Origin of the sequence: Gordonia sp. JH63, from assembly GCF_009856645.1 — a bacterium.
Taxonomy (GTDB): Bacteria; Actinomycetota; Actinomycetes; order Mycobacteriales; family Mycobacteriaceae; genus Gordonia; species Gordonia hongkongensis.
Genome location: NZ_CP047235.1, coordinates 3,254,233 through 3,275,579 on the forward strand (window position 1 = coordinate 3,254,233; position 21,347 = coordinate 3,275,579).

The window sequence follows — 21,347 nt, forward strand, 5'->3', positions numbered from 1 at the left end:
CCGGTGATGGCCGGATCAACGCGTGAACCAGTGTAGCGACGACCGACCCGGCCGGGCCAATGGGTTCTCGACCGGTGCGCGGCCACCCGGGTGCGCTCAGTCCGGCGGCGGATGCCAGTTCGGATCAAGCGGATCGAAATCCGCACGCCGACGACGCGGCGCGGACTCATCGGGACTTGTTGTCCAGTCGTCCGGGCCGGCGGCGTCGCCGCCCGGCACGTCGTCGGGGGCCCACCCCGAGGACTGCGGGTCGAACGGACGCGGAGCCGGCGGCGGGCCGACCGGAGGCCGTTGGCCCGTCGGAGGCGGGCTGGCTTGCGGAGGACCGAATTGCCCCTGCTGCGGCCGGGCCTGCTGCTGCGTCCACGACTGTTGACCGACACCAGGTTGTCGACTCTGCGGTCCCACGCCGGGCGGTCGGGAACCCGGCGGCGGACCGGGGCGACCACCGGCGACATCGACACCGGTGGGCGGGGCCCCGCGGGGCGGCCCGTCACCACTCGGACTGTCGCCGCCGACCGAACGCAGATAGTCCTCGAGGTTGCCCTCACGACGTTCGGGAGCAGGACGATTCGGCGGGACCGAACCAGCGGGCGCGGCCATTCCGGGGTCGAAGTCCCCGGGCCGATAGCCGGCGGGCTCGGAAACGCCGACACCGGGCGCGTCGACGGCGGAATACCGACGCGTCGGTGCATCGGCGCCACGATCGCCGTCCGAGTCGCGCCCGGTGACAGCGTCGTCGTCTGCGTCGTGCGACGGATCGGTGTCGCGACCGGCGCCCGGGACCATGTCTTCCAGTGACCGGGCCGCTTCACCCTTGCGACCGGCGAACACGTCCACCAGGAGGAAGCCGAGGCCCACCAGACAGACCACGATGCAGGCCACGGCCAGCCACACGGTCCCGGTGATGAGACCGAGGATGAGCAGCACGAACCCCAGAAGGGTCGCGGCCAGCGCCAAGGTCAGCACATCACCAGCCTAGTGCGCACCGATCCGCCCAGGTCAGCTGGGTGAGTAGCTGCTGAATCCACCGTTACCCGGATCGTTCGAGAACGACTGATCGGGTCGGCCGCCCTCGACAGGCGCCGCGCTGCCACGCTGCTGGAGTTCCTCGAGCTGGGATTCGAGGTAGGTCTTGAGACGCGTACGGTATTCACGCTCGAAGGTCTTGAGCTGCTCGATCCGACCTTCCAGCACACCGCGCTGCTGGTTGATCGTGCCCATGATCTCGCTGTGCTTGCGCTCGGCGTCGCTCTGCAGGGCATCGGCACGTTCCTGTGCCTGCCGCAGCTGCGCCTCCGATCGCGTCTGGGCGTCGGCGAGGATCGCCTCCGAGCGCTGCCGGGCATCGGCGAGCATGGCGTCGGACTTGGTCTGCGCCTCGGAGACCAGCGTGTCGGCGCGCGTCTGGGCGTCGGACAGCATCGCGTCGGCGTCGGCGCGGGCGCTGCCCGTGAGCCGGTCGGCGGTGTCCTGGGCGAGCGCGAGAACGCGTGCGGCACGCACGTTGGCGTCGTCGTTGGTCGCCTGCGGTGCCGGCGTCGGCGCCGGGGCGGGCGGCTCGGGTGCCGCGGCGGGCTTGGCGAACATCTGGGTCCGGTCGTCCGCCTGGGCGCCACCACCGGAACGGGCATCGGCGAGCTCGCTCTCGAGCTCCTCGACGCGCTGCTTGAGGTCGGTGTTCTCTTCGATCAGTCGTGCGAGTTCGGCTTCGACGAAGTCGAGGAACTGATCGACCTCGTCCTCGTTGTAACCGCGCTTACCGATGGGCGGTTTGCTGAACGCGACGTTGTGCACATCAGCTGGAGTCAGCCGCATGTCGGTTCCCCTCATGTCTGGTGGTGAACTTGTGTTCAGTTGGCGGGCCGTCCAACCCGGATCGCGCGACGGTGAGTCGTTCGACCGATACAGGTTGTCACTAACTATTCATACCAGTCAAAAATTGTAACTGGCGTCCAATCCTGTCACACGCGAACCGTTGGTCGCATCTCTGCGATGCGCTGTTGAAATGAAACAGTCATCCGAAGATGACTTATAACGGTAGACCATCTGCCTAACGCGGGGTACCCGCCGCCCGATCGGGTGCGCCCGCAGGGGACGGGCCCTTCGTGACGCGCCCTCCGCAAGCTCGGACGCTCCTCAGGGAGCTGGGGGATCAGGGGCGGACGAGGTGTCCGGCGATCGCGAGCGACTCGGCCAGGGCGTCGGCGCGTAGGCCGTTGACGATATTCATGCCGATGATCACGACGAGCATCACGATCATGAGCGACAGGTCGAGCCGGATCGGACCGAGTGGGATCGGGGGGAGAACACGACGCAGCGCCTTGATCGGGGGGTCGGTCACGGTGAAGACCATCTCGATGACGACCACCGCGATCCCGGTTGGACGCCACTCACGCGCGAAGGTCCGGACCAGTTCGACCACCAGCCGGCCCAGGAGGAGCAACCAGAAGATCAGCAGGATGTAGTACAAGACGCTCAACAAAATCGCAGCCACGGGTCAAGAGTGCCTGAACATCTCGGACGACGGCGAACCGAGGTACCCGACGCCGGTCAGGAGTGGTTGTAGAAGCCCGTCTCGGCGATCTTGCGGCGGTCTTCGGGCGACACGTCGACGTCGGCGGGCGACAGCAGGAACACCTTGGTGGCCACCTTGTCGAACGATCCGCGCAGCGCGAACGCAAGCCCCGCGGCGAAGTCGACGAGGCGCTTGGCGTCGTCGTTGCTCATGTCGACGAGGTCCATGATGACCGGGTTGCCGTCGCGGAAACGCTCCCCGATGGTACGGGCCTCGCTGTAGTCCGACGGGCGCAGCGTGGTGATCTTCTGCAGCGGGCTGTCGGCGAAGACGCGCTCGAGTTCGCGGGGGTCGGCACCCATCGACCGCGGCGCGGTGGCGGCGCGCAGGGCCGCACTCGACGAACGCTGCAGCGGTTCGAGGCGGGCGGGTGCCCGCATCGGCCCCTCGCCCACCGCGCGACTGCCGGCGTAGGCGAACTCCGCCGCGTACTCCGGGGCCAGGTCGAAGCCGGTGTCGTAGTGACGGTCGGACAGCTCGTCGCGGTACGCGATCTCGTCGCGGTAGCCGGCGTCCCGGAACGACGGCTCGTATCCGGGATCGTAGGAGGAGTCGCCGTAGTAGTCGTCACGGTAGGCGCGCTCACGAGACCGCTCCCGCAGCGGCGGGGCCGACTCCTCGAGGTAGTCGTCCTCGTACTCGCTGGGCGGCACCATGCCGAAGTAAGCCTTGAACTTCTGCATCGTGGTCATTGACGGCCTCTCTGGTAGTGCGACGCCGGTTGCTGCCGTGCCGGATGGTGCATCTGTGGTCAGTGAGCTAACTGCGCTTCGTGTGTCACTTGGTTCTGGTGTTACCAATGTGATTACTGAGAGATTAGCGGCCGATCGCCCATGATCGCGGTTCCGACACGCACGCATGTCGAGCCCGCGGCGACCGCCTCCTCCATGTCCCCGGACATGCCCGCGGACAGTTCGACGGCGGCGTCGAATCGCCCGCGGAACGCCTCGTGGATGCGTGCGGCCTCGGCCATCCAGTGCCCGGGTTCGCCGTCCAGCGGGGCGATGACCATGAGCCCGCGCAACCGCAGTGAGTCGGCCTCGACGACCCGATCGGCCAGAGCCGGGAGATTGTCTTCGACGACGCCGCCGCGCTGCGGATCGCCGTCGAGGCTGACCTGGAGCAGGATGCCGAGCGGATCGGCGCGCTCCCCCTCGTCGAGTGCCGCAACCGCGGCACGGTCCAGTGCGTCGACGACCTTCGGGCGGTCGACGGAGTGCACCGCGCGCGCCCACCGCGCCACCGACCGGGCCTTCTTGGACTGCACCGAACCGATCATGTCGAAGACGGGGACGTCGCCGGGCTCCGGGGACTCCCAGTCCCCCATCACCTCCGCCACCTTCCGGCCGGCCTCGGGTTCGCGTGACTCGCCGAACGCGCGCTCCCCCAGCTGCAGCAGCCGACGGACGTCATCCGCGGGAAAGAACTTCGTGACCACGAGGAGCTGACAGGAGCCCGCCGGCCGATGGGCGGCCTCGACCGCGGCGTCGAGGCGCCGACGCACCGCGGCCAACCGTTCCCCCAGCTCGGCGGTGCGCGCATCAGATGACCCGGTCATGTCCCCATCCTTCTCGCCACCGGGTCACTCCCCGAGCGGGCGCCGCTCACCGTGTGCATCGCCATCGGGGTCCATCCAGATGACCGAGGCCAGGCGGCCCGTGGGTGCGCCCCGGCGATGACTGAACAGGCTCGGGTCGGCGATGGTGTCCCGCGGGTCGACCGCGACTCCGGCGACGCCGGCCTCGAGCAACTGCCGCCGCAAGCCGGCACGCAGGTCGAGACCGGCCGTGCCCTTCTTGGTACGCACGGCGCTGCCCGGCAGATGTTTCTCTACGTCGGCCTGCATGTCGGCGGGCACCTCGTAGTGGTCTCCGCTCGCGGCAGGACCGAGGAAGGCGCCGATGGACCCGATCCGGGCGCCGAGTTCGACCATTGCGCGCAGGGTGGCGGGCACGATGCCGATCCGGGCGCCGACGCGGCCCGCATGGACCCCCGCGATCACACCGGCGTCGTCGTCGCTGAGGAGCACCGGGACGCAGTCGGCGGACAGCACGGCGAGGGCGAGACCGGGCGTGGTCGTGACCAGCGCGTCGGTGGCGGGCACCGGCTCGTGAACCGGTCCGTCGACCACGGTGACGTTGCGACTGTGGATCTGTTCCATCCAGACCACCGACCCGGCCGCCACCCCGATCTGCTCGGCCAGCCGAATCCTGTTCGCCGCCACGGCTTCCGGATCGTCTCCGACGTGATCACCGAGATTGAACGAATCGTACGGTGACACCGAGACCCCGCCGGCACGGGTGGTGATGACACGACGCACCCGCATGCGCGGGCTCAGCGCTTCATGAACGACGGCACGTCGACATCGTCGTCGTCGAGCCGAACGGTGTTGCGGCGGGGCGGCTCCGGCTCCTGCTCGAACGGATCGCCCGCGCCCTTCGGCATGTCCCCGAAGAGCGGATCGTTCTTCGGCGGCGACGCGACGGCGCCGGCCTGGCCCTGACCGACCGCGGAACGCCCCGCGGCGGCCGGGACGTCGGTCCGCTTCTTGGGTGAGCCACCGTCGAAGCCGGCGGCGATGACCGTGACCCGGACCTCGTCACCGAGGTTGTCGTCGATCACCGTGCCGAAGATGATGTTGGCGTCCTCGTGCGCGGCCTCCTGCACCTGGGTCGCGGCGTTGTGGATCTCGAACAGGCCCAGGTCGCTGCCACCGGCGATCGAGATCAGCACACCGCGGGCGCCTTCCATCGAGGCCTCGAGCAGCGGCGAGTTGATCGCGGACTCGGCGGCCTTGCGCGCACGCTCCTCGCCGCGGGCCGAACCGATGCCCATCAGCGCGCTGCCGGCATCGCTCATGACGCCCTTGACGTCGGCGAAGTCGACATTGATCAGGCCCGGCGTGGTGATGAGGTCGGTGATGCCCTGCACGCCGTTGAGGAGCACCTCGTCGGCACTGCGGAACGCGTCCATCAGGCTGACCTGTGCGTCGCCGAGCTGCAGCAGACGGTCGTTCGGGATCACGATCAGCGTGTCGCAGGACTCGCGCAGAGCGGTGATGCCCGCCTCGGCCTGTCCGCCGCGTCGCTTGCCCTCGAAGGCGAACGGCCGGGTGACAACGCCGACGGTGAGCGCACCGAGCTTCCGCGCGATCGACGCGACCACGGGTGCACCACCCGTTCCGGTCCCGCCGCCCTCGCCCGCGGTCACGAAGACCATGTCGGCGCCCTTGAGCAGTTCCTCGATCTCGTCGCGCGCGTCCTCGGCGGCGCGGCGACCGACCTCGGGATCGGCACCGGCGCCGAGACCCCGTGTCGAGTCGCGCCCGACATCGAGCTTGACGTCGGCGTCGCTCATCAACAACGCCTGGGCGTCGGTGTTGATCGCGATGAACTCGACTCCCTTGAGTCCCTGTTCGATCATGCGGTTGACGGCATTCACGCCGCCACCGCCGATGCCGACGACCTTGATGACGGCCAGGTAGTTGTGCGGTGGCGTCATGCGCTCGCCTTCCTTGTGTGGTCGATCTCGTTGTTCGAGTTCTGGTCTCGATATGTCCTGTGTGAACCGGCCGGTCCACGTCCCGCTCGCGACAAACCCTAAACCTGAACCATAGATTTAGAGTTATGTCAAGTAACTCGTTGTGGTGATGACGCTAGGCATCGCGGGCCCCGGTATCCAGATCCGCGCTCGGCGTGTCGGGAAGTCGTGGCGAAATCCGCCGGAACCCTCAGCCTTTCGCCGCCCCACGGGGGTCGTCCGGTTCCGTCACGCGCGTCCGCGCCACCCCGACCGGAGAATTCGGCGTCGGCCGGATCCGGCGTGCGTCACCGATAGGCCGGGAACTCGGGACTCGACACGTTGTACATCCGCGCCTCGCGGGTGAGCAGGTGCGTCAGTGTGCGGGCCTTCTCGGCGCCGCGGTCGCTGTCCCCCCACACCACGGTGCGCTTCTCCGACAGCGTGAACTCGATGTCGACCGGCGAGGTCGCGGTCACCCGGATGACCTGCCGCGCCAGCGATTCGGGCAAGCCCGCCACCGCCGCGATCGTCTCCCTGGTGGTCGGGTCCGCCGGCCCCGGGTTCGGGGTGTCGAGAACGGGGAGCTTGAGCACCTCGGGCGGGACGCCCTGCGTGCGGTCGTAGTCGAGGAACGCCACCCCGGACTTGTCGAGCACGTGGACGTCGTCGCCGTTGTTCACGATCACGACCGGGACCCGCTCGACGACGGTGATGGTCAGCGACGAGGGGTAACTCCGCTGCACGCGCGCCGATTCGACGGACGGGATGGTGGCGACGCGCTGCGCGACCGCCCGGGTGTCGACCTGCAGCAGCGGGGTGCCCGACGGCACTGCCGCGACCCGCAGGATCTCGTCGGCCGGAATCGACCCGTTGTCGCGGACGTCGGTGCCGCGCACCGACATCAGCGGCGTGAGGTAGGCGATGAGCACCAATCCGACGCCGGCCGCGACCACCATGAGCGTGCCGAGGACCACGCGCGACCGGCGGCGCTGCGGCCAGCGGATCACGACACCCGCCCCGTCCGGCCGTCGGAGTCCGCCGGGCCGTCGGTCGGAGTCGCGCCCGAACCCGTCACGGTGGCGGTGTCGGCGGTCGTCGAGGCCGAGGCCAGGGCGTCGAGGATCTCCGGACCCTGCATGGTGATGTCGCCCGCCCCCAGGGTCAGCACGACATCCCCGGACCGCGCCAGGCGCGCGACCTGCGCGGCCAGCCGCGACAGGTCCGGGGCGAAGGTCCCCGGCACGGTCAGCTTGTCCGAGATCGTGCGACCGCTGACTCCCGGGATCGGGGCCTCACGGGCCCCGTACACATCGGCGACGACGACTGCGTCGGCGAGGTCGAGAGCAGCGGCGAACTCGTCGGCGAACTCGACGGTCCGCGAGTAGAGGTGCGGCTGGAACACCGCGATCACGCGCCCGCGCGAACCGCTCGGCCCGCCGCGCGCGGACACCATGTCCTGCGCCGCCGACAGCACGGCCCGCACCTCGGTCGGATGATGGGCGTAGTCGTCGATGACCTCGACGCCGCCGCGCCGGCCGCGGAACTCGAAGCGGCGGTGGACACCGCCGAACGCGCCGATCCCGGCCACGATGCCGTCGAGCCGCCCGGCCCCGGTCGATGCGTCGGATGTCGCGACGCCGGGCTGCGCACCCACCCGGGCGGCACCGATCACCGCAGCGATCGCGTTGAGCGCCATGTGCTCGCCCGGGAGCGGGAGGACGATCTGTCGATCCTCGACATCCGGGCAGAGCGGGGAGGTGAACCGGACCGTGGCGGCTCCGCCGCCTCCGCGCGGCTGCCAGGACGTCATGGTCGCGACGTTGCGGACGGTCGGCGCCAGCGCGGCGTGGGTCCCCCGTCCATAACCGAGGACCTCCACCCCGCGCGCGGTGAGCGACTCGGCGACGCGGCCGGCCAGGGCGGCCGAGCCCGGGTCGTCGAGGCACACGACGAGCGACCCGCCGCCCGCTATGCGCGCGACGAACCGGTCGAACACCTCGACATATGCCTCGATGGAACCGAAGAAGTCGAGGTGGTCGGCGTCGATGTTGGTGACGACGACGACGTCGGGTGTGTACTCCAGCAGCGAGCCGTCGCTCTCGTCGGCCTCGGCGACGAAGATCGGGTCGCCACCGTGGTGGGCGTTGGTCCCCGACTCGTTCAGCTCGCCGCCGATCGCGAACGACGGGTCGGTCCCGGCATGCTGCAGCGCGACGACCGCCATCGAGGTCGTGGAGGTCTTGCCGTGGGTGCCGGCGATCAGCAGGCTGCGCTGACCCGCCATCAGCTGGGCCAGGACGCGCGGTCGCAGGAGGATCGGGATGCCGCGCGACCGTGCCGCCACGAGTTCGGGATTGGTCTTCGGGATCGCGGCGTGAGTGGTCACCACGACAGACGGGCCACCGGGGATCTGGTCGAGCGCCGACGGATCGTGCCCGACCTGCACCCGGGCGCCGCGGGTCCGCAGTTCGAGGATGCCCCGACTGTTCTTGGCATCCGACCCCGACACCTGTCCCCCGCGGGCCAGCAGGATCCGGGCCAGCCCCGACATCCCGGCGCCGCCGATGCCGACCATGTGGACGCGGCTCAGCTCATCGGGCAGCGACCCCGGAGCCGATGCCGTCTCGTCCCTCTCCGTCGCTTCGCTCACGGCCTCATCGTTCACGGGCCGACCTCCCACCGCGACGACGTCCAGCCCGGAAATCCTGCGCGAGTTCGATGGCGGCGGTGGCCACCGCTGCCGCGGCGTCCCGATGCCCGGTGCCCGCAGCAGCGATCGACATCTCGTGCAGCCGAGTTGTATCCGTCAGCAGCGCAGGCACTTCGCGGGCAACCCAGTCGGCGTCCACCGTCGCATCGTCGACGAGCAGTCCCCCGCCCGCCTCCACGACCGGGAGCGCATTCAGTCGTTGTTCGCCGTTCCCGTGCGGCAGCGGGACATAGATCGCGGGCAACCCGGTCGCCGACACCTCGGCGACGGTCATCGCGCCGGACCGGCACATCACGAGATCCGCGGCGGCGTACGCGAGATCCATCCGTTTGAGATACCCGACGGCGCGGTAGGGCGGCGCGTCGTCGACGACGGCGGGGTCGATCGAGTTCTTGGGACCGTAGGCGTGCAGCACGCCGATGCCGGCCTCACCCAATGTCTTCGCCGCGCCCGACACGGCGTCGTTGAGTCGTTGCGCGCCCTGCGAGCCGCCGAAGACGAGCAGCGTCGGCGCATCGTCGTCGAGTCCGAAGTAGTGGCGCGCCTTCGCCCGCAGGGCGGGCCGGTCCAGTTCGGCGAGGACACCGCGCACCGGGATTCCGACGACCGTCGCATCGAGCCCGGAACCGTCGACCGCCGCCAGAACCCGATCGGCGAACCGGGCACCGACCTTGTTGGCGATGCCGGCCGAGGCATTGGCCTCATGGATGACGATCGGGATCCGATTGCGTCGGCGCAGGTGCATCTGCGCCGCGAGGTACGCCGGCACGGAGACGTAGCCACCGAAACCGATGACCACGTCGGCGTCCACCTCGTCGAGAACCTTGCGGGTAGCGGCCACCGAACCCAGCAGACGGCCGGGGGTGCGCGCCAGGTCGAGGCCGGGTTTGCGCGGCAACGGCACCGGCGGGATCAGCTGCAGGTCGTATCCGCGTTCCGGGACGAGATCGACTTCGAGGCCCCGACTGGTACCCAGCGCCGTGATACGGGCCGTCGGATCGATGCGGCTGACCGCGTCGGCGACGGCGAGGGCGGGTTCGATGTGACCGGCCGTGCCGCCGCCTGCGACGACCACCGACAACGGCCGGCCGTTCGGCCGTCCGGTCGTATCAGCTTGTACCGCACCCGAACTCACCGGCGTCGTCACTCCATTTCAGCTTTCGATCACATTCGCGGGCTCCCGGCCGGGAAATCTCCCGTCGTGGGCCCGCACCTCAGCCGCTCCCACCGCCGGTCACCGACGGCCGGCGCCGCGTACATTCGGCCCGCGCGCTCCGCTCCCGGCGCCGCGTACATACGGCCCGCTCGCTCCGCTCCCGGCGCCGCGTACATACGACCCGCTCCCCCGATACCCGACACCGTAGTCGACGCCGCTCCGCGAAGAAGTCCCCGGCCGGACCCGCCCGCGCGGGACACCCGCCCGGCCGGAGGCCGCCGACCGGGCCCCTCGGGTGTCGCCGGCACCGGATCGCGTCGACGACCGGCCCTGCCGTCGATCGTCCCGCGCGGACTGCGACGGGGCGGCCCGCCGCTGCGACGTCTCGGCGGCCCGCCGCCAGGGCAACGGGAAGCGTCGACGGCCACGTCCGGCATCGGCCGACGGGGCGGGCCCGCTCGGCGGACGGCGACGCGACTGCGGTCCCCGGCCGCCGCGACCGGCACCGGCCGTCGGACGCGGACCGGCCGTGCGACGCTGGTCCAGTCGATCGCGCAGCGACTCCGCCCGTGTCTGCCGGTAGGCCACCGGCGTCGGCAGGCGCAGCCACCGTGCCACGCGGCTCGGCGACCCGCCGGTGAGCGTCGCGACCGCCTCGGGTTCGTGCCTCGCGGCGTTGGCGAGCAGACCGAGCATCGCGAGGACGGTCAGCGTCGACGTGCCACCGGCCGAGATCAGCGGCAGCTGGATTCCGGTCACCGGCAGCAATCCGATGACGTAGCCGATGTTGATGAACGCCTGCGCGGCGATCAGCACCGTGATGGTCGCCGACATCAGGCGCAGGAAGGGATCGGTCGACCGGGATGCGATCCGGAAGCCGATGTAGGCGAGGACGACGAACAGGAACACCACCATGAGCCCGCCGAGGAGCCCGAGCTCCTCGCCGATGATCGCGAAGATGAAGTCGTTGTGCGCGTTCGGAAGATAGTTCCACTTGGCACTCGACTGGCCGAGGCCCACGCCGAAGACCCCGCCGTTCGCGAGCGCGTAGGTCGCCTGGCGCGCCTGATAGCCAGCCCCCTGCGGGTCGTCGACGTTGCCGAGGAAGCTCATCACGCGCTGCGAGCGGTAGCCCTCGGCCAGGGCGAGGATCACGGCGAGCGCGATGCCGGACACTGCGAACGAGACGAAGACCTTGACCGGCAGTCCCGCGAACCACAACAGCGCACCGACGATGATCGCGATGGTGATCGTCGTCGACAGGTTCGGCTCGAGGATGATGAGCAGGCACACGAGCATCGCCACCGGGACGAGCGGGACCAGCAGCTCGCGCAGCGAGGCGTTGTCCCGTCGGCGCGAGGCCAGCAGGTGCGCACCCCAGATACACAACGCGACCTTCACCAGCTCCGACGGCTGCACCGACAAACCGTAGATGACGAACCAGCGGCGTGCGCCCTGACTCAGCGTGCCCACGCCGGGGATGAGGACCAGCGCCAGCAGCACCACCGCGACGAACATCGCGGGAGCGGCGAACCGTCGGAGCAACCGCACCGGGATCCGCAGCATGAAGTAGAAGACCACCAGGCCGAGCAGGGCGAAGATCACCTGCGTGGCGAACAGCCCGTACGCCGATCCCTCTTTGGAATACCCCTCGACCGACGACGCCGAGAGCACCATCACCAGGCCGAATGTGGTGAGCAGGAACGACATCGTGAGAATCAGCTGATACGACGCCAGCGGACGTGCCAACAGGTTGCGGATGGCGTCGAGCACGATCGCCGGGATTGACGCGGCGGTCGCTGCTGCCGCACCCGCGGAGCGGCCCGAGGCGTCGTCCGGTGCCGACCTGCCACCGGTCCCGCGCTTCACGCTCTGCCGTTCGTTTTTCGTGCGCGTCCGGCCACCGGCGTCCCCGCCGGTCTCGACATCAGCGCTCCCGTTGTCGGCAGGGACACCATCGTCTCCCACGCCGTCGAGACCGCTGCGGTCATCGGCATCGTCGACGGGGTCGTTGTCTGCGGCCGGGTTCCGGCTGCTCATCCGACTCAGCGTCCGGTGTCGGGCGAGCCGGCGATCCGACGCGCGGCGGCGGCGAACGCGTCACCGCGCACGCCGTATCCGGCGAACATGTCCAGCGAGGCCGCCGCGGGTGCGAGCAGCACGGCGTCGGGCGCGGACGGGCTCGCCTCCGCGAGCACCCACGCCTCCTCGACGGCCCGGTCCATGACCGCCACCGATGTCGAGGAGCCCGTCCCCGGGAGATCAACTGCTGAGGCTTGGGGACCGGCCTGTCCCGGACGATGCACGTTCACCGTGCCATCGTCCCCTGTGAATACTGTGACTGTTGGGACTTCTGGGGCGTGTCGCGCGATCGCCTCGATCACCAGGTCTCGGTCACGGCCGATCGCGACCACCCCGGCCAGCCGATCGCCCACCGCGGTGAGCATCTCGTCCATCGACGCCCCCTTGAGCAGACCGCCCGCGATCAGCACGACTCGGTCGAAGGCGGCGACCGCCGCCTGGGCTGCGTGGGGGTTGGTGGCCTTGGAGTCGTCGACGAAGTCGATCCCGTTCCGCGAGGCGACGACCTCGCCGCGATGACCGGCCGGCCGGAAGGACGCCAGCCCCGCCCGTATCGCCTCCGGCCCGATGCCGGCCGCGAGCGCGAGAGCCGACGCGGCCAGCGCATCGGCGACACCCGACGGTCCGGCCGGACGCACCTCGTCGGCGTCGTACAACCGGCCCGCGTCGAAGGCGCGGTCGATCAGCACACCGTTCGCGACGCCGAGCTGTCCGGGCTGCGGCTCGCGCAGCGTGAAACCGATGCGGCGGCCCGCGGCGGGCAGGCCGGACGCGACCGGGTCGTCCAGTCCGACGACACTCACCGCACCGCGCAGCGCTCCCGCCTTGGCAAGTGCGTACGCCTCGAACGTCCCATGCCAGTCGAGGTGATCCTCGGCCACGTTCAGCACGACTCCCGCTTGCGGACGGACCGACGGCGCCCAATACAGCTGGAATGACGACAGTTCCGCACACAGCACGTCCACCCTGGGCTCGGCCTGCATCGCGTCGAGCACCGGGAGCCCGATGTTGCCGCAGGCCGCACCCGTGCGGCCCGATGCCTCGACGATCCCGGCGAGCATCGACGTGGTCGTCGTCTTGCCGTTGGTGCCGGTCACGACAAGCCAGGTGCGTGGTTCGCCCAGCAGTCCCGCGACGTCCACGCGCCAGGCCAGTTCGACCTCGCCCCAGACCGGGACGCCGGCGGTGGCCGCGGCCGCCACCAGGTGGTGGGTGGGCGCGAAGCCGGGTGACACGATCACGACCGTGGCCGTCGCCAGTCGCCCGGGACCGGTGAGCAGATCCGCGACGGCGACCGGTTCGACGCCCTGCGACATCAGTTCGGCGACCCCGGCGACCGCCGCGGCCGCGGCGTTCCGGTCGACGGGCGGCGCGTCAGCACCGGCGAACCGGTCGTCGGCGAGCAGGACATTCGCACCGAGCGTCACCAGGAACCGGGTGGCGGACAACCCCGCGGTCCCCGCCCCGCCGACCACCACGGTCCGGCCGGCCAGGGCGCGTGGGTCGGGACCTCCGGGGGTCGGGACCGCCGCCGGGCGATCAGCCATTGGTGGTCAGGAACTCGCCGTAGAACAGCGACAGGCCGAGCGCACAGGCGATGGCGGTGAGCAACCAGAACCTGATGATCACCGTGGTCTCCGCCCAGCCGCCGAGTTCGAAGTGGTGATGGAACGGGGCCATCCGGAACACGCGACGACCGGTGGTCCGGAAGAAGGCGATCTGGATCACGACCGACATGATCTCGGCGACGAAGAGCGCGCCGATGACGACCGCCAGCAGCTCCGTCCGCGTGGTGATCGACAGACCGGCGAGCATGCCGCCGAGGGCGAGCGAGCCGGTGTCGCCCATGAAGATCTTGGCGGGTGCCGCATTCCACCAGAGGAAGCCGAGGCACGCTCCACCGCCGGCCACGGCGATGAGCGCGAGATCGAGGGGGTCACGGACCTGGTAGCAGCCGGTGGGGATCTCGCTCGGCGGTTTCGCGCCGCCCGCACAGGCGTTGACGAACTGGAAGAAGGTGACCAGGACGTAAGAGCCCAGGACCATCGCCATCGAGCCGGCGGCCAGGCCGTCGAGCCCGTCGGTGAAGTTCACCGCGTTCGACCAGGCCGCGACCACCAGCCAGCAGAACACCACGAACACGACCGACCCGAGCGTGATCGCATCGATGTCGCGGACGTAGGACAGGTTCGTGCTCGCCGGCGTGTAGCCGTAGTCGTTGCGGAACTGCAGCACCAGGATGCCGAAGAGGATGGCGGCGATGAACTGCCCGATCGACTTCGCGGTCTTGTTCAGACCGAGATTGCGATGCTTGCGGATCTTGATGATGTCGTCGAGGAACCCGACGACGCCCAACGCGGTCGCCAGCCCCAGGACGAGCAGTCCGGAGGCGGTCGGCCCGTTCCCGGCATCGGTGAAGACCCCGATGAGGTGGGCGCCGAAATAGCCGGCCCAGAGGGCGGCCAGGATCGCGACGCCGCCCATCGACGGGGTCCCGCGCTTGGTCTGGTGGCTCTGCGGGCCCTCGACCCGGATCTCCTGCCCGAAGCCCTGCCGGGAGAACACCTTGATGAGGACCGGCGTCAGCAGGATCGACACCGCGATCGCGATCGCCCCCGCGAGGAGTATCTGTGTCACCGCGTTGCCCCCGCATCCTCTCCGTACGCGACCGGTCTGTTCCCGACCGCGATCTTCCCGAACCTGCCTGACACCCCGCGGCGGAGCGGCATCGTCGGCCCACTCACGCCCGCGCGAGCGCTCACGGTGCCGCCTCGTCGCCGGCCGGGGCGTCGACGACCTGCCATCCGCCCCGCTCGGACCACGCGGTGATCACGGAGTCGAGATCGGCGCCGGCCGCGGCCAGCAGGATGACGTCGCCGGCGGTGGGCTGCCAGTCCGGTTCGGTGTCGGCGAGTCGGGCGGCGGTCTCGACGGACTCGACGATAAGCGCCTCGTCACCCCACGAACCCTCCATGACCGCGCCCTGGTGCAGCGCGTGCACCGATCGTGAATCCCCCACGCAGAGAGTCTTGTCGACGGCCAGCCGGACCGCCAGGCGACCCAGCAGATCATGTTCGACGACGCGCTGGTTCTCGGTCAGGCCGGCCGGCGAGGCCAGCTCGGCGATGACCGCCCAGGTGCGGCCGGCGCCGGCGGACTCGGCGAGGCGCCGGATCAGCCGGCGCGCGTCGTCGACCGACACCGGTGCATCGCCGCGGATGACCGTGACCGCTCCGGTGGTCATCGTTCGCCCTCCGCGACCGCACCCGGAGCGTCGGCGGCGCGGGACTCGAGCGCACGGGCGACGACCTCCCGATCGTCGAACGGATGCTTCACGCCGTCGATCTCCTGTCCTGCCTCGTGTCCCTTGCCGGCGACCAGCACGATGTCGCCGGGCCGTGCCCAGGCGACGGCCGCCTCGATCGCGGCGGCGCGATCGCCGATCTCCCGGATCGGTTCCGCGCCGCGGGGGCGCTCGGTTCCGGGCACGGCCTGTGCACCGGCGAGCACCTCGGCCCGGATCGCACCCGGGTCCTCGGTACGCGGGTTGTCGTCGGTCACGACCACGAGTTCGGCACCGCGCGCGGCCGCTTCCCCCATCAGCGGCCGTTTCCCGGTGTCGCGATCGCCGCCGGCACCGACGACGATGGCCACCCGTCCGGTCGTCTGCCCGCGCAGTGTCGCCAGCACCGCCTCGATAGCGCCCGGCTTGTGCGCGTAGTCGACGAGGGCCAGGAACGGCTGTCCACGATCGATGCGCTGTAGGCGTCCCGGGACGCTCACCGACGCGACCGCCTCGAGTGCGGTGGGCACCGGCACCCCGGCGGCGTGTGCCACGGCGACGGCCAGGAGCCCGTTGGCCACGTTGTACCGGCCGGGCAATGGGATGAGGAGCTCGTGCTCACCTTCCGGCTCGGTGAACGGGGTGCGTGACGAGCCGTCGTCGGCGAGCGACGACTCACCCGCATGCCAGTGGGCCGACGTCGGCCCGGTGGACACCAGGACCGGTTGCAGATGGGCAGCTTCGCCCGGCCGCCGGGCGAGCTCGGCCATTCGCCGACCCCACTCGTCGTCGACGCACACGACCGCCCGGACCGCGTGCGTCGGGGCGGACGGGACGAACAACTGGGCCTTTGCGTCGAAGTAGGCGCGCATCGTGAGGTGGAAGTCGAGGTGGTCCTGCGAGAGGTTGGTGAACGCGCCGATCGCGAAATGCGCACCGTCGACGCGACCGAGCGCCAGCGCATGACTCGACACCTCCATGACGACGATGTCGACGCCGTCCTCGAGCATCGCTGCGAGCAGGGCCTGCAGGGTCGGCGCCTCCGGCGTGGTCAGCGAACTCGGTTGGGCGACGCCGTTCACGCGGGTCTCGACGGTGCCGATGAGCCCTACCGAGTGCCCGGCGGCCAGCAGGGCGGCCTCGACCAGATAGGACGTGGTGGTCTTGCCCGACGTGCCGGTGATGCCGATCAGCTTGAGTCGTTGGGACGGATTGCCGTACACGCGGGCGCTGACATTGCCGAGAACCGTGCGGGGAGCGGGATGGATGAGGACCGCGACGGCCGTCTCCGGCGGCAGGACGCGAGCCAGTTCGGCCCGGCCCGCGGGGTCGGTGAGGATGGCCGTCGCACCGGCCGCCACGGCCTGATCGGCGAACTTCGCGCCGTGCGTGCTGGCCCCGGGCAGTGCTGCGAACAGGTCACCGGGCCGGACGTCCTGCGCCCGCAGGACGACCCCGGTCACCTGGGTCTCGGCGTCGGCGCCGCCGACCAGGTCGAGTCGGGCCCCGGTGGCGGTGGACAACACGGACACCGGTGTCGGCGTGACATGACGCGGACGGATGGGTCCGCCACTCCGGTCGGGTGATGGTCGACGAGACGCCATCGGTGCTCCTCGCCTCCTCGGTTCTTCTCTCGGCGTTTCCCACGGGCGAGCGGACATGCTCGCTCCTCGGGACTGTGCTGGTCGTGCGGGACTGCTCGGTACGGGTGTCGGTGTCAGGACGTCGGACCGGGCTGTGCCGCGAGGTGCGTCGGTGCCTCGTCGGGAGGCGCAGAATCGCACTCACGATACCGACCCGCCCCGACGCCACGGCACACGGTGCGCCCATGGCCGCACCTGTCCGGGTGCCCGGCTGATCGGCGACGGACGCCGCGGGCGCTACCGCGCGGTCAGGGTCAGCCGCGGCGTCGGCGCGGACAGCGGCACCTGGGCGCGCTGGAGCATCCACGACGTGATGGTGGAGAACAGCGGAGCCGCCGACTGACCGCCCGACCCGTCGGAACTGCGCCGTGGGTTGTCGAGCATGATCCCGACGACGTAGCGCGGGTTGTCGGCCGGGGCGATGCCCGCGAACGTGATGTTGTACCGCGAGTTCGAGTAGCACCCACAGGATGGATCGACCTGCTGCGCGGTGCCGGTCTTGCCGCTCACCTGGTAGCCGTCGACGGCCGCCTTGGTCCCGGTGCCCTGTTGCTCGCCGGTCGGGTCGTCCTGCACCACCGACCGGAACATGTCCCGGACGGTGCGAGCGGTGGACTCGCTCACCACTCGGACGGGTTGGGGCCGCGCCCGGTCGTCGGGCGCCGACCCGTCCCGCTGTTCCGACGCCAGGATGCGCGGCGGAATGCGCAAGCCGTCGTTGGCGATCGCCTGATACATCGCGGTCATCTGCAGCAGCGACATCGAAAGGCCCTGTCCGATGGGCAGGTTGGCGAACGAGCCACCGGACCACTGACTCAGGGCGGGAACCTCTCCCGCGCTCTCCGCGGGCAGGCCGACCCCGGTTCGCTGACCGAGACCGAATTTCTTGACCATGTCGGCGAAGCGCTCCTCGCCGATCCGCTGCGCGAGCATCAGGGTGCCGACGTTCGACGACTTACCGAAGATGCCGGTGGTCGTGTACGGCTCGACCCCGTGCTCCCAGGCGTCGCGCACCGTCACCCCTGCCATCCGGATGCTGCCCGGAACACGGTGCACCGTCTCGGGCCGGGTGATGCCGTATTCGACGGCGGCCGCGGCGGCGATGAGCTTGTTGACCGACCCCGGCTCGAACGGCGAGGTGACGGCGGGGTTGCCCAGCTCGGCATCGGGCTGATCGGACAACGGGATGGATGCGTTGAACGTCCCGTCGTTCGCCATCGCCAGCACCTCACCGGTCTTGGCATCGAGCACCACGGCCGACGCGCCCTGCGCACCCGATGCCTGCTTGGCCTTCATGACCTGGCTCTGGACGAACCACTGGATGTCGGAGTCGAGGGTGAGGCGCACCGTCGCCCCGTTGAGAGCCGGGTGCACGTTGCGCATGCTGCCGGGGATGACGGCCCCGTCCGATCCCCGGTCGTAGGTCCGCGAGCCGTCCGTCCCGGACAGGATCGAGTCCAGCGACGCCTCGAGCCCGATGAGTCCATTGCCGTCGTAGTTCACGTCGCCGACCACGTTCGCCGCCAGCGACCCACCCGGGTACAGGCGGATGCTCTGCGGGTCGGCACCGACCTCCGGGAAGTCCTCGGTGATCCGGGACGCGACGTCGGGGCTCACGGACCGCGCGAGGTACACGAAAGTGTCCTCGCCGGTGACCTTCTCGAGGAGATCCTCCTCGCTGATCGAACCACCGAGGGCCACCGACACCCCCTTCGCGATCTCCTCGAGCCTGGTCTCGACGTCGGGAAGCGCGGGGTTCTTGCGGTGCTCTTCCTCGATCGTCTTGCGAACGGCCTTGGGCAGGAACGTCAACGACCGCGCTTCGTCGGTGTAGGCCAGCGGGCGCCCGTTGCGGTCGAGGATCGCACCGCGCTTGGCGGTGAGGACCTGCGTGTACTCGCGCTGCTGTGCGGCCTCGGCAGAGATCGAACTCGCCTGCACCGTGTGGACGACGATCATCTTGACCGCGACGGCGAGAACGACCAGCAGGACAACCACGCCGGCCGCGCGCGCACGGAAGACGAAACCCTGCGGCCCACGGCCGTTCCGCCCGCCGGGCCCCTTCCGATCCGATCCTCCCGACCCCGCTCCGGGTCCACGCCCGGGCCGGCGTCCCGGACGCGACGGGCCGGCGCCGAGCCGCTCGAAGGTCGCACCTGTCATGGTCGTCAATTGTTCACCGCTTCAACGTGGTTACCCCGGATTTGACCCCGGCGGGTTGGAGATGGCGCCGGAGATCCAGCGCACTTCGGAAGCGCGGATCGGGGCGAACTCACGGGGTGGGCACCACATTCGGCGCCGGAGTCGGGGCCGACGGCGCGGCCGGGGGCACGGCACCGGCCCCGGAGGGAGCCGGACTCGCCCCGGACGGGAGCGGATTCGCGCCGGGCGGTGCGGTCTGCGACGGAGACGGTCCGCCGGCCGCCGGGTCGCCGGATGCCGGTTGCGACGATGTGGGTTGCGACGGTGCGGGTTGCGGTGTGGACGTCCCGCCCGCCTCGGGTCCCGCGGAACCCGATCCGCCGCCCAGCCCGATCGAGTCGTCGACCTCGCTCGGGTCGATCGATTCCGCGGGATCCGGTGCGGTATCGGGATTCAGGCTCCCCATCGGACGCCCGGACGCGGGCTCCGGCTTGCCCACCACGCGCGGGCGTCGCGGGTCGTCGACGATCATCCGAGCGGGGTTGTCGGCGGGGATCATGCCGAGACGTGCTGCCTTGTCCGACAATTCAGGCGCCGAGTTGCCCGATTCGTACGTGCGCTTGAGCGCGTCGCGCTGATCGATGAGGGACTGGTTCTGCGTCCGCTCGATTCCCAGCTTGTAGGAATCCTGCGCCGCCTTGGTCGACAACCACAGACTGAGACCGAGTCCGAGGACGAGCAACGCGATCACCGGCACGACAAACGGGGTGTGCTGCAGTCGCTCTCGCAGGGACACCCCGGTCATGGACAGTCTGCCGCCGGTACGACGCGGCGGCGTGGCACGACCCGCCGCGGAGCGTCGGTGTCGACGGTCGAGTGCCCGCTGGGCGGCCCTCGATCGCGTCGCACGTTCGGACTCGATGCGGGTTCGGCGTGACCGTCGCGAATCGCGCTCGTCCCCGGCGGACCGCGACGGGGCCTCGTGCAGGATGGTCATGCTCAGCCCTTCTTCTCGACTCGTTCGATCGCGCGGACACGCACCGGCGCCGAGCGCGGGTTGGCGGCCAGTTCGTTCTCGTCCGGACGTTCGGCGCCCCGTGTGACGAGACGGAACTCCGGTGCCGTGCCGGGCAACTCGACCGGGAGGCCGGGAGGCGAGGTGGACGATGTGCGCGTCGCGAACTCGCGCTTGACGATCCGATCCTCGAGAGACTGGTAACTCATCACGGCGATCCGTCCGTCCACGGCGAGCGCTTCCAGCGCGGCCGGCAGAGCCTCACGCAGGACATCCAATTCGTGGTTGACCTCGATGCGCAGCGCCTGGAACGTCCGCTTCGCCGGGTGCCCGCCGGTCCGCCTGGTGGCGGCCGGGATGGCGTCGTAGAGGAGTTCGACGAGACGCGCGCTGGTCGTGAAGGGCTCCTTTTCCCGCTCCCGCAGGACCGCCGAGGCGATCCGGCCGGCGAAGCGCTCCTCCCCGTAATCGGAGAGCACACGGGCCAATTCGCCGTGCGAGTACGTGTTGAGCACGTCGGCGGCGGTGAGCGGGTCGTCGGCGTTCATGCGCATGTCGAGCGGCGCATCCACCGCATAGGCGAAACCGCGTCCGGCCTGGTCCAGCTGCATCGACGACACCCCGAGATCGAACAGTGCGGCATCGATGACCGACTCCCCCGCTGCGTCCATCACGTCGCGGATCTCGTGAAAGGTGGCCTGGTGCAGCGAGATCCGGTCGGAGTACGACGTCAGGCGCTCGCGGGCGATCTCCAGTGCCGAGGCGTCCCGATCGATGCCGACCACGCGGACGTTCGGGAACGACTCGAGAACCAGTTGACTGTGCCCGCCCGCGCCGAGCGTGGCGTCGAGGAAGACGCGCGGATCGTCGGAATCCAGTGCGGGGGTCAGCAGTTCGACGATGCGCGCACCCATGACGGGGATGTGACCGAACTCGCCGGACCGACGCGGTTCGTCCTCGGCATCGACCATGATGAAGACCCCCCATCGGCATGTATGCGGTATCGGCGGTGGGCGGATGCCTCGGGTCGGCGAGAGCAGGCGGTCGGATGGAGCGGGGTCCCGACCCGATCACGCACCTGGCGTTGGGGAAGTACGCCAGGGTCGCCACCGGGCCGGGGCCTCGTGCCACCCGAAGCCGCTGGGCACCGAACTCGCCCATCGGTTGCTGTCTCTTCGGTCGGTTTCTGGTCGGTTGCTGTCGTTGGTGTTGCTGT

The 21,347-nt window shown here is 70.2% G+C and carries 18 protein-coding genes; all 18 read right to left on the reverse strand.

What is annotated here, in order from left to right:
• Window positions 1-96: 96 nt before the first annotated feature.
• The 18 genes from GR168_RS14440 to rsmH all read right to left on the reverse strand — a co-directional run bounded on the left by GR168_RS14440 (window position 97) and on the right by rsmH (window position 21,102).
• A complete protein-coding gene (locus GR168_RS14440) occupies window positions 97-969 on the reverse strand; it encodes a hypothetical protein (RefSeq protein WP_159371040.1) in 873 nt (290 codons plus the stop codon).
• A gap of 33 nt (window positions 970-1,002) precedes the next feature.
• Window positions 1,003-1,818 (reverse strand): DivIVA domain-containing protein, encoded by an 816-nt coding sequence (locus tag GR168_RS14445; RefSeq protein ID WP_058251721.1) that lies wholly within the window; start codon window positions 1,816-1,818, stop codon window positions 1,003-1,005.
• 337 nt (window positions 1,819-2,155) lie between these two features.
• Entirely contained in the window at window positions 2,156-2,497 is a 342-nt protein-coding gene (locus tag GR168_RS14450; protein WP_065632304.1) for a YggT family protein, read from the reverse strand.
• A 56-nt stretch (window positions 2,498-2,553) separates the two neighbouring features.
• A complete protein-coding gene (gene sepF / locus GR168_RS14455; RefSeq protein WP_159371041.1) occupies window positions 2,554-3,270 on the reverse strand; it encodes a cell division protein SepF in 717 nt (238 codons plus the stop codon).
• A 113-nt stretch (window positions 3,271-3,383) separates the two neighbouring features.
• Complete coding sequence (locus GR168_RS14460; RefSeq protein WP_159371042.1) at window positions 3,384-4,136, reverse strand: YggS family pyridoxal phosphate-dependent enzyme; 753 nt, start codon at window positions 4,134-4,136, stop codon at window positions 3,384-3,386.
• Window positions 4,137-4,160: 24 nt separating this feature from the next.
• Entirely contained in the window at window positions 4,161-4,904 is a 744-nt protein-coding gene (pgeF, locus tag GR168_RS14465; protein WP_159371043.1) for a peptidoglycan editing factor PgeF, read from the reverse strand.
• 8 nt (window positions 4,905-4,912) lie between these two features.
• Complete coding sequence (ftsZ, locus tag GR168_RS14470; RefSeq protein WP_058251716.1) at window positions 4,913-6,079, reverse strand: cell division protein FtsZ; 1,167 nt, start codon at window positions 6,077-6,079, stop codon at window positions 4,913-4,915.
• A gap of 326 nt (window positions 6,080-6,405) precedes the next feature.
• The gene (locus GR168_RS14475; RefSeq protein WP_065632300.1) at window positions 6,406-7,107 is read right to left on the reverse strand and encodes an FtsQ-type POTRA domain-containing protein; all 702 of its coding nucleotides are present in this window, start codon (window positions 7,105-7,107) and stop codon (window positions 6,406-6,408) included.
• Window positions 7,104-8,675 (reverse strand): UDP-N-acetylmuramate--L-alanine ligase, encoded by a 1,572-nt coding sequence (gene murC / locus GR168_RS14480; protein WP_238995096.1) that lies wholly within the window; start codon window positions 8,673-8,675, stop codon window positions 7,104-7,106. Before murC ends, GR168_RS14475 begins: the two co-directional genes overlap by 4 nt.
• A gap of 79 nt (window positions 8,676-8,754) precedes the next feature.
• Complete coding sequence (gene murG, locus GR168_RS14485; RefSeq protein ID WP_068970586.1) at window positions 8,755-9,885, reverse strand: undecaprenyldiphospho-muramoylpentapeptide beta-N-acetylglucosaminyltransferase; 1,131 nt, start codon at window positions 9,883-9,885, stop codon at window positions 8,755-8,757.
• A gap of 159 nt (window positions 9,886-10,044) precedes the next feature.
• Window positions 10,045-12,006 (reverse strand): putative lipid II flippase FtsW, encoded by a 1,962-nt coding sequence (gene ftsW / locus GR168_RS14490; protein WP_159371045.1) that lies wholly within the window; start codon window positions 12,004-12,006, stop codon window positions 10,045-10,047.
• 5 nt (window positions 12,007-12,011) lie between these two features.
• Window positions 12,012-13,595 (reverse strand): UDP-N-acetylmuramoyl-L-alanine--D-glutamate ligase, encoded by a 1,584-nt coding sequence (gene murD / locus GR168_RS14495; RefSeq protein WP_159371046.1) that lies wholly within the window; start codon window positions 13,593-13,595, stop codon window positions 12,012-12,014.
• A complete protein-coding gene (gene mraY / locus GR168_RS14500) occupies window positions 13,588-14,685 on the reverse strand; it encodes a phospho-N-acetylmuramoyl-pentapeptide-transferase (RefSeq protein ID WP_159371047.1) in 1,098 nt (365 codons plus the stop codon). Before mraY ends, murD begins: the two co-directional genes overlap by 8 nt.
• Window positions 14,686-14,806: 121 nt before the next feature.
• A complete protein-coding gene (locus GR168_RS14505; protein ID WP_159371048.1) occupies window positions 14,807-15,292 on the reverse strand; it encodes a UDP-N-acetylmuramoyl-tripeptide--D-alanyl-D-alanine ligase in 486 nt (161 codons plus the stop codon).
• Window positions 15,289-16,935 (reverse strand): UDP-N-acetylmuramoyl-L-alanyl-D-glutamate--2,6-diaminopimelate ligase, encoded by a 1,647-nt coding sequence (locus GR168_RS14510; protein ID WP_159371049.1) that lies wholly within the window; start codon window positions 16,933-16,935, stop codon window positions 15,289-15,291. The genes GR168_RS14505 and GR168_RS14510 overlap by 4 nt, the downstream gene beginning before the upstream one ends.
• Window positions 16,936-17,211: 276 nt before the next feature.
• On the reverse strand, window positions 17,212-19,137 hold the full coding sequence (locus GR168_RS14515) for a penicillin-binding protein 2 (RefSeq protein ID WP_159371050.1): 1,926 nt from the start codon (window positions 19,135-19,137) through the stop codon (window positions 17,212-17,214).
• A 109-nt stretch (window positions 19,138-19,246) separates the two neighbouring features.
• Window positions 19,247-20,113, reverse strand: a complete 867-nt coding sequence (locus tag GR168_RS14520) for a hypothetical protein (protein WP_159371051.1) — start codon at window positions 20,111-20,113, stop codon at window positions 19,247-19,249.
• A 2-nt stretch (window positions 20,114-20,115) separates the two neighbouring features.
• Window positions 20,116-21,102, reverse strand: a complete 987-nt coding sequence (gene rsmH / locus GR168_RS14525; protein WP_159371052.1) for a 16S rRNA (cytosine(1402)-N(4))-methyltransferase RsmH — start codon at window positions 21,100-21,102, stop codon at window positions 20,116-20,118.
• Between the last annotated feature and the right edge of the window lie 245 nt (window positions 21,103-21,347).

Coding starts and splice junctions, on each gene's coding strand:
- GR168_RS14445 (WP_058251721.1), bottom strand. CDS start 1,818: ATGCGGCTGACTCCAGCTGATGTGCACAACGTCGCGTTCAGCAAACCG.
- sepF (WP_159371041.1), bottom strand. CDS start 3,270: ATGACCACGATGCAGAAGTTCAAGGCTTACTTCGGCATGGTGCCGCCC.
- GR168_RS14460 (WP_159371042.1), bottom strand. CDS start 4,136: ATGACCGGGTCATCTGATGCGCGCACCGCCGAGCTGGGGGAACGGTTG.
- pgeF (WP_159371043.1), bottom strand. CDS start 4,904: ATGCGGGTGCGTCGTGTCATCACCACCCGTGCCGGCGGGGTCTCGGTG.
- ftsZ (WP_058251716.1), bottom strand. CDS start 6,079: ATGACGCCACCGCACAACTACCTGGCCGTCATCAAGGTCGTCGGCATC.
- murC (WP_238995096.1), bottom strand. CDS start 8,675: ATGGTCGGCATCGGCGGCGCCGGGATGTCGGGGCTGGCCCGGATCCTG.
- ftsW (WP_159371045.1), bottom strand. CDS start 12,006: ATGAGCAGCCGGAACCCGGCCGCAGACAACGACCCCGTCGACGATGCC.
- murD (WP_159371046.1), bottom strand. CDS start 13,595: ATGGCTGATCGCCCGGCGGCGGTCCCGACCCCCGGAGGTCCCGACCCA.
- GR168_RS14505 (WP_159371048.1), bottom strand. CDS start 15,292: ATGACCACCGGAGCGGTCACGGTCATCCGCGGCGATGCACCGGTGTCG.
- GR168_RS14510 (WP_159371049.1), bottom strand. CDS start 16,935: ATGGCGTCTCGTCGACCATCACCCGACCGGAGTGGCGGACCCATCCGT.
- GR168_RS14515 (WP_159371050.1), bottom strand. CDS start 19,137: ATGACAGGTGCGACCTTCGAGCGGCTCGGCGCCGGCCCGTCGCGTCCG.
- GR168_RS14520 (WP_159371051.1), bottom strand. CDS start 20,113: ATGACCATCCTGCACGAGGCCCCGTCGCGGTCCGCCGGGGACGAGCGC.
- rsmH (WP_159371052.1), bottom strand. CDS start 21,102: ATGGTCGATGCCGAGGACGAACCGCGTCGGTCCGGCGAGTTCGGTCAC.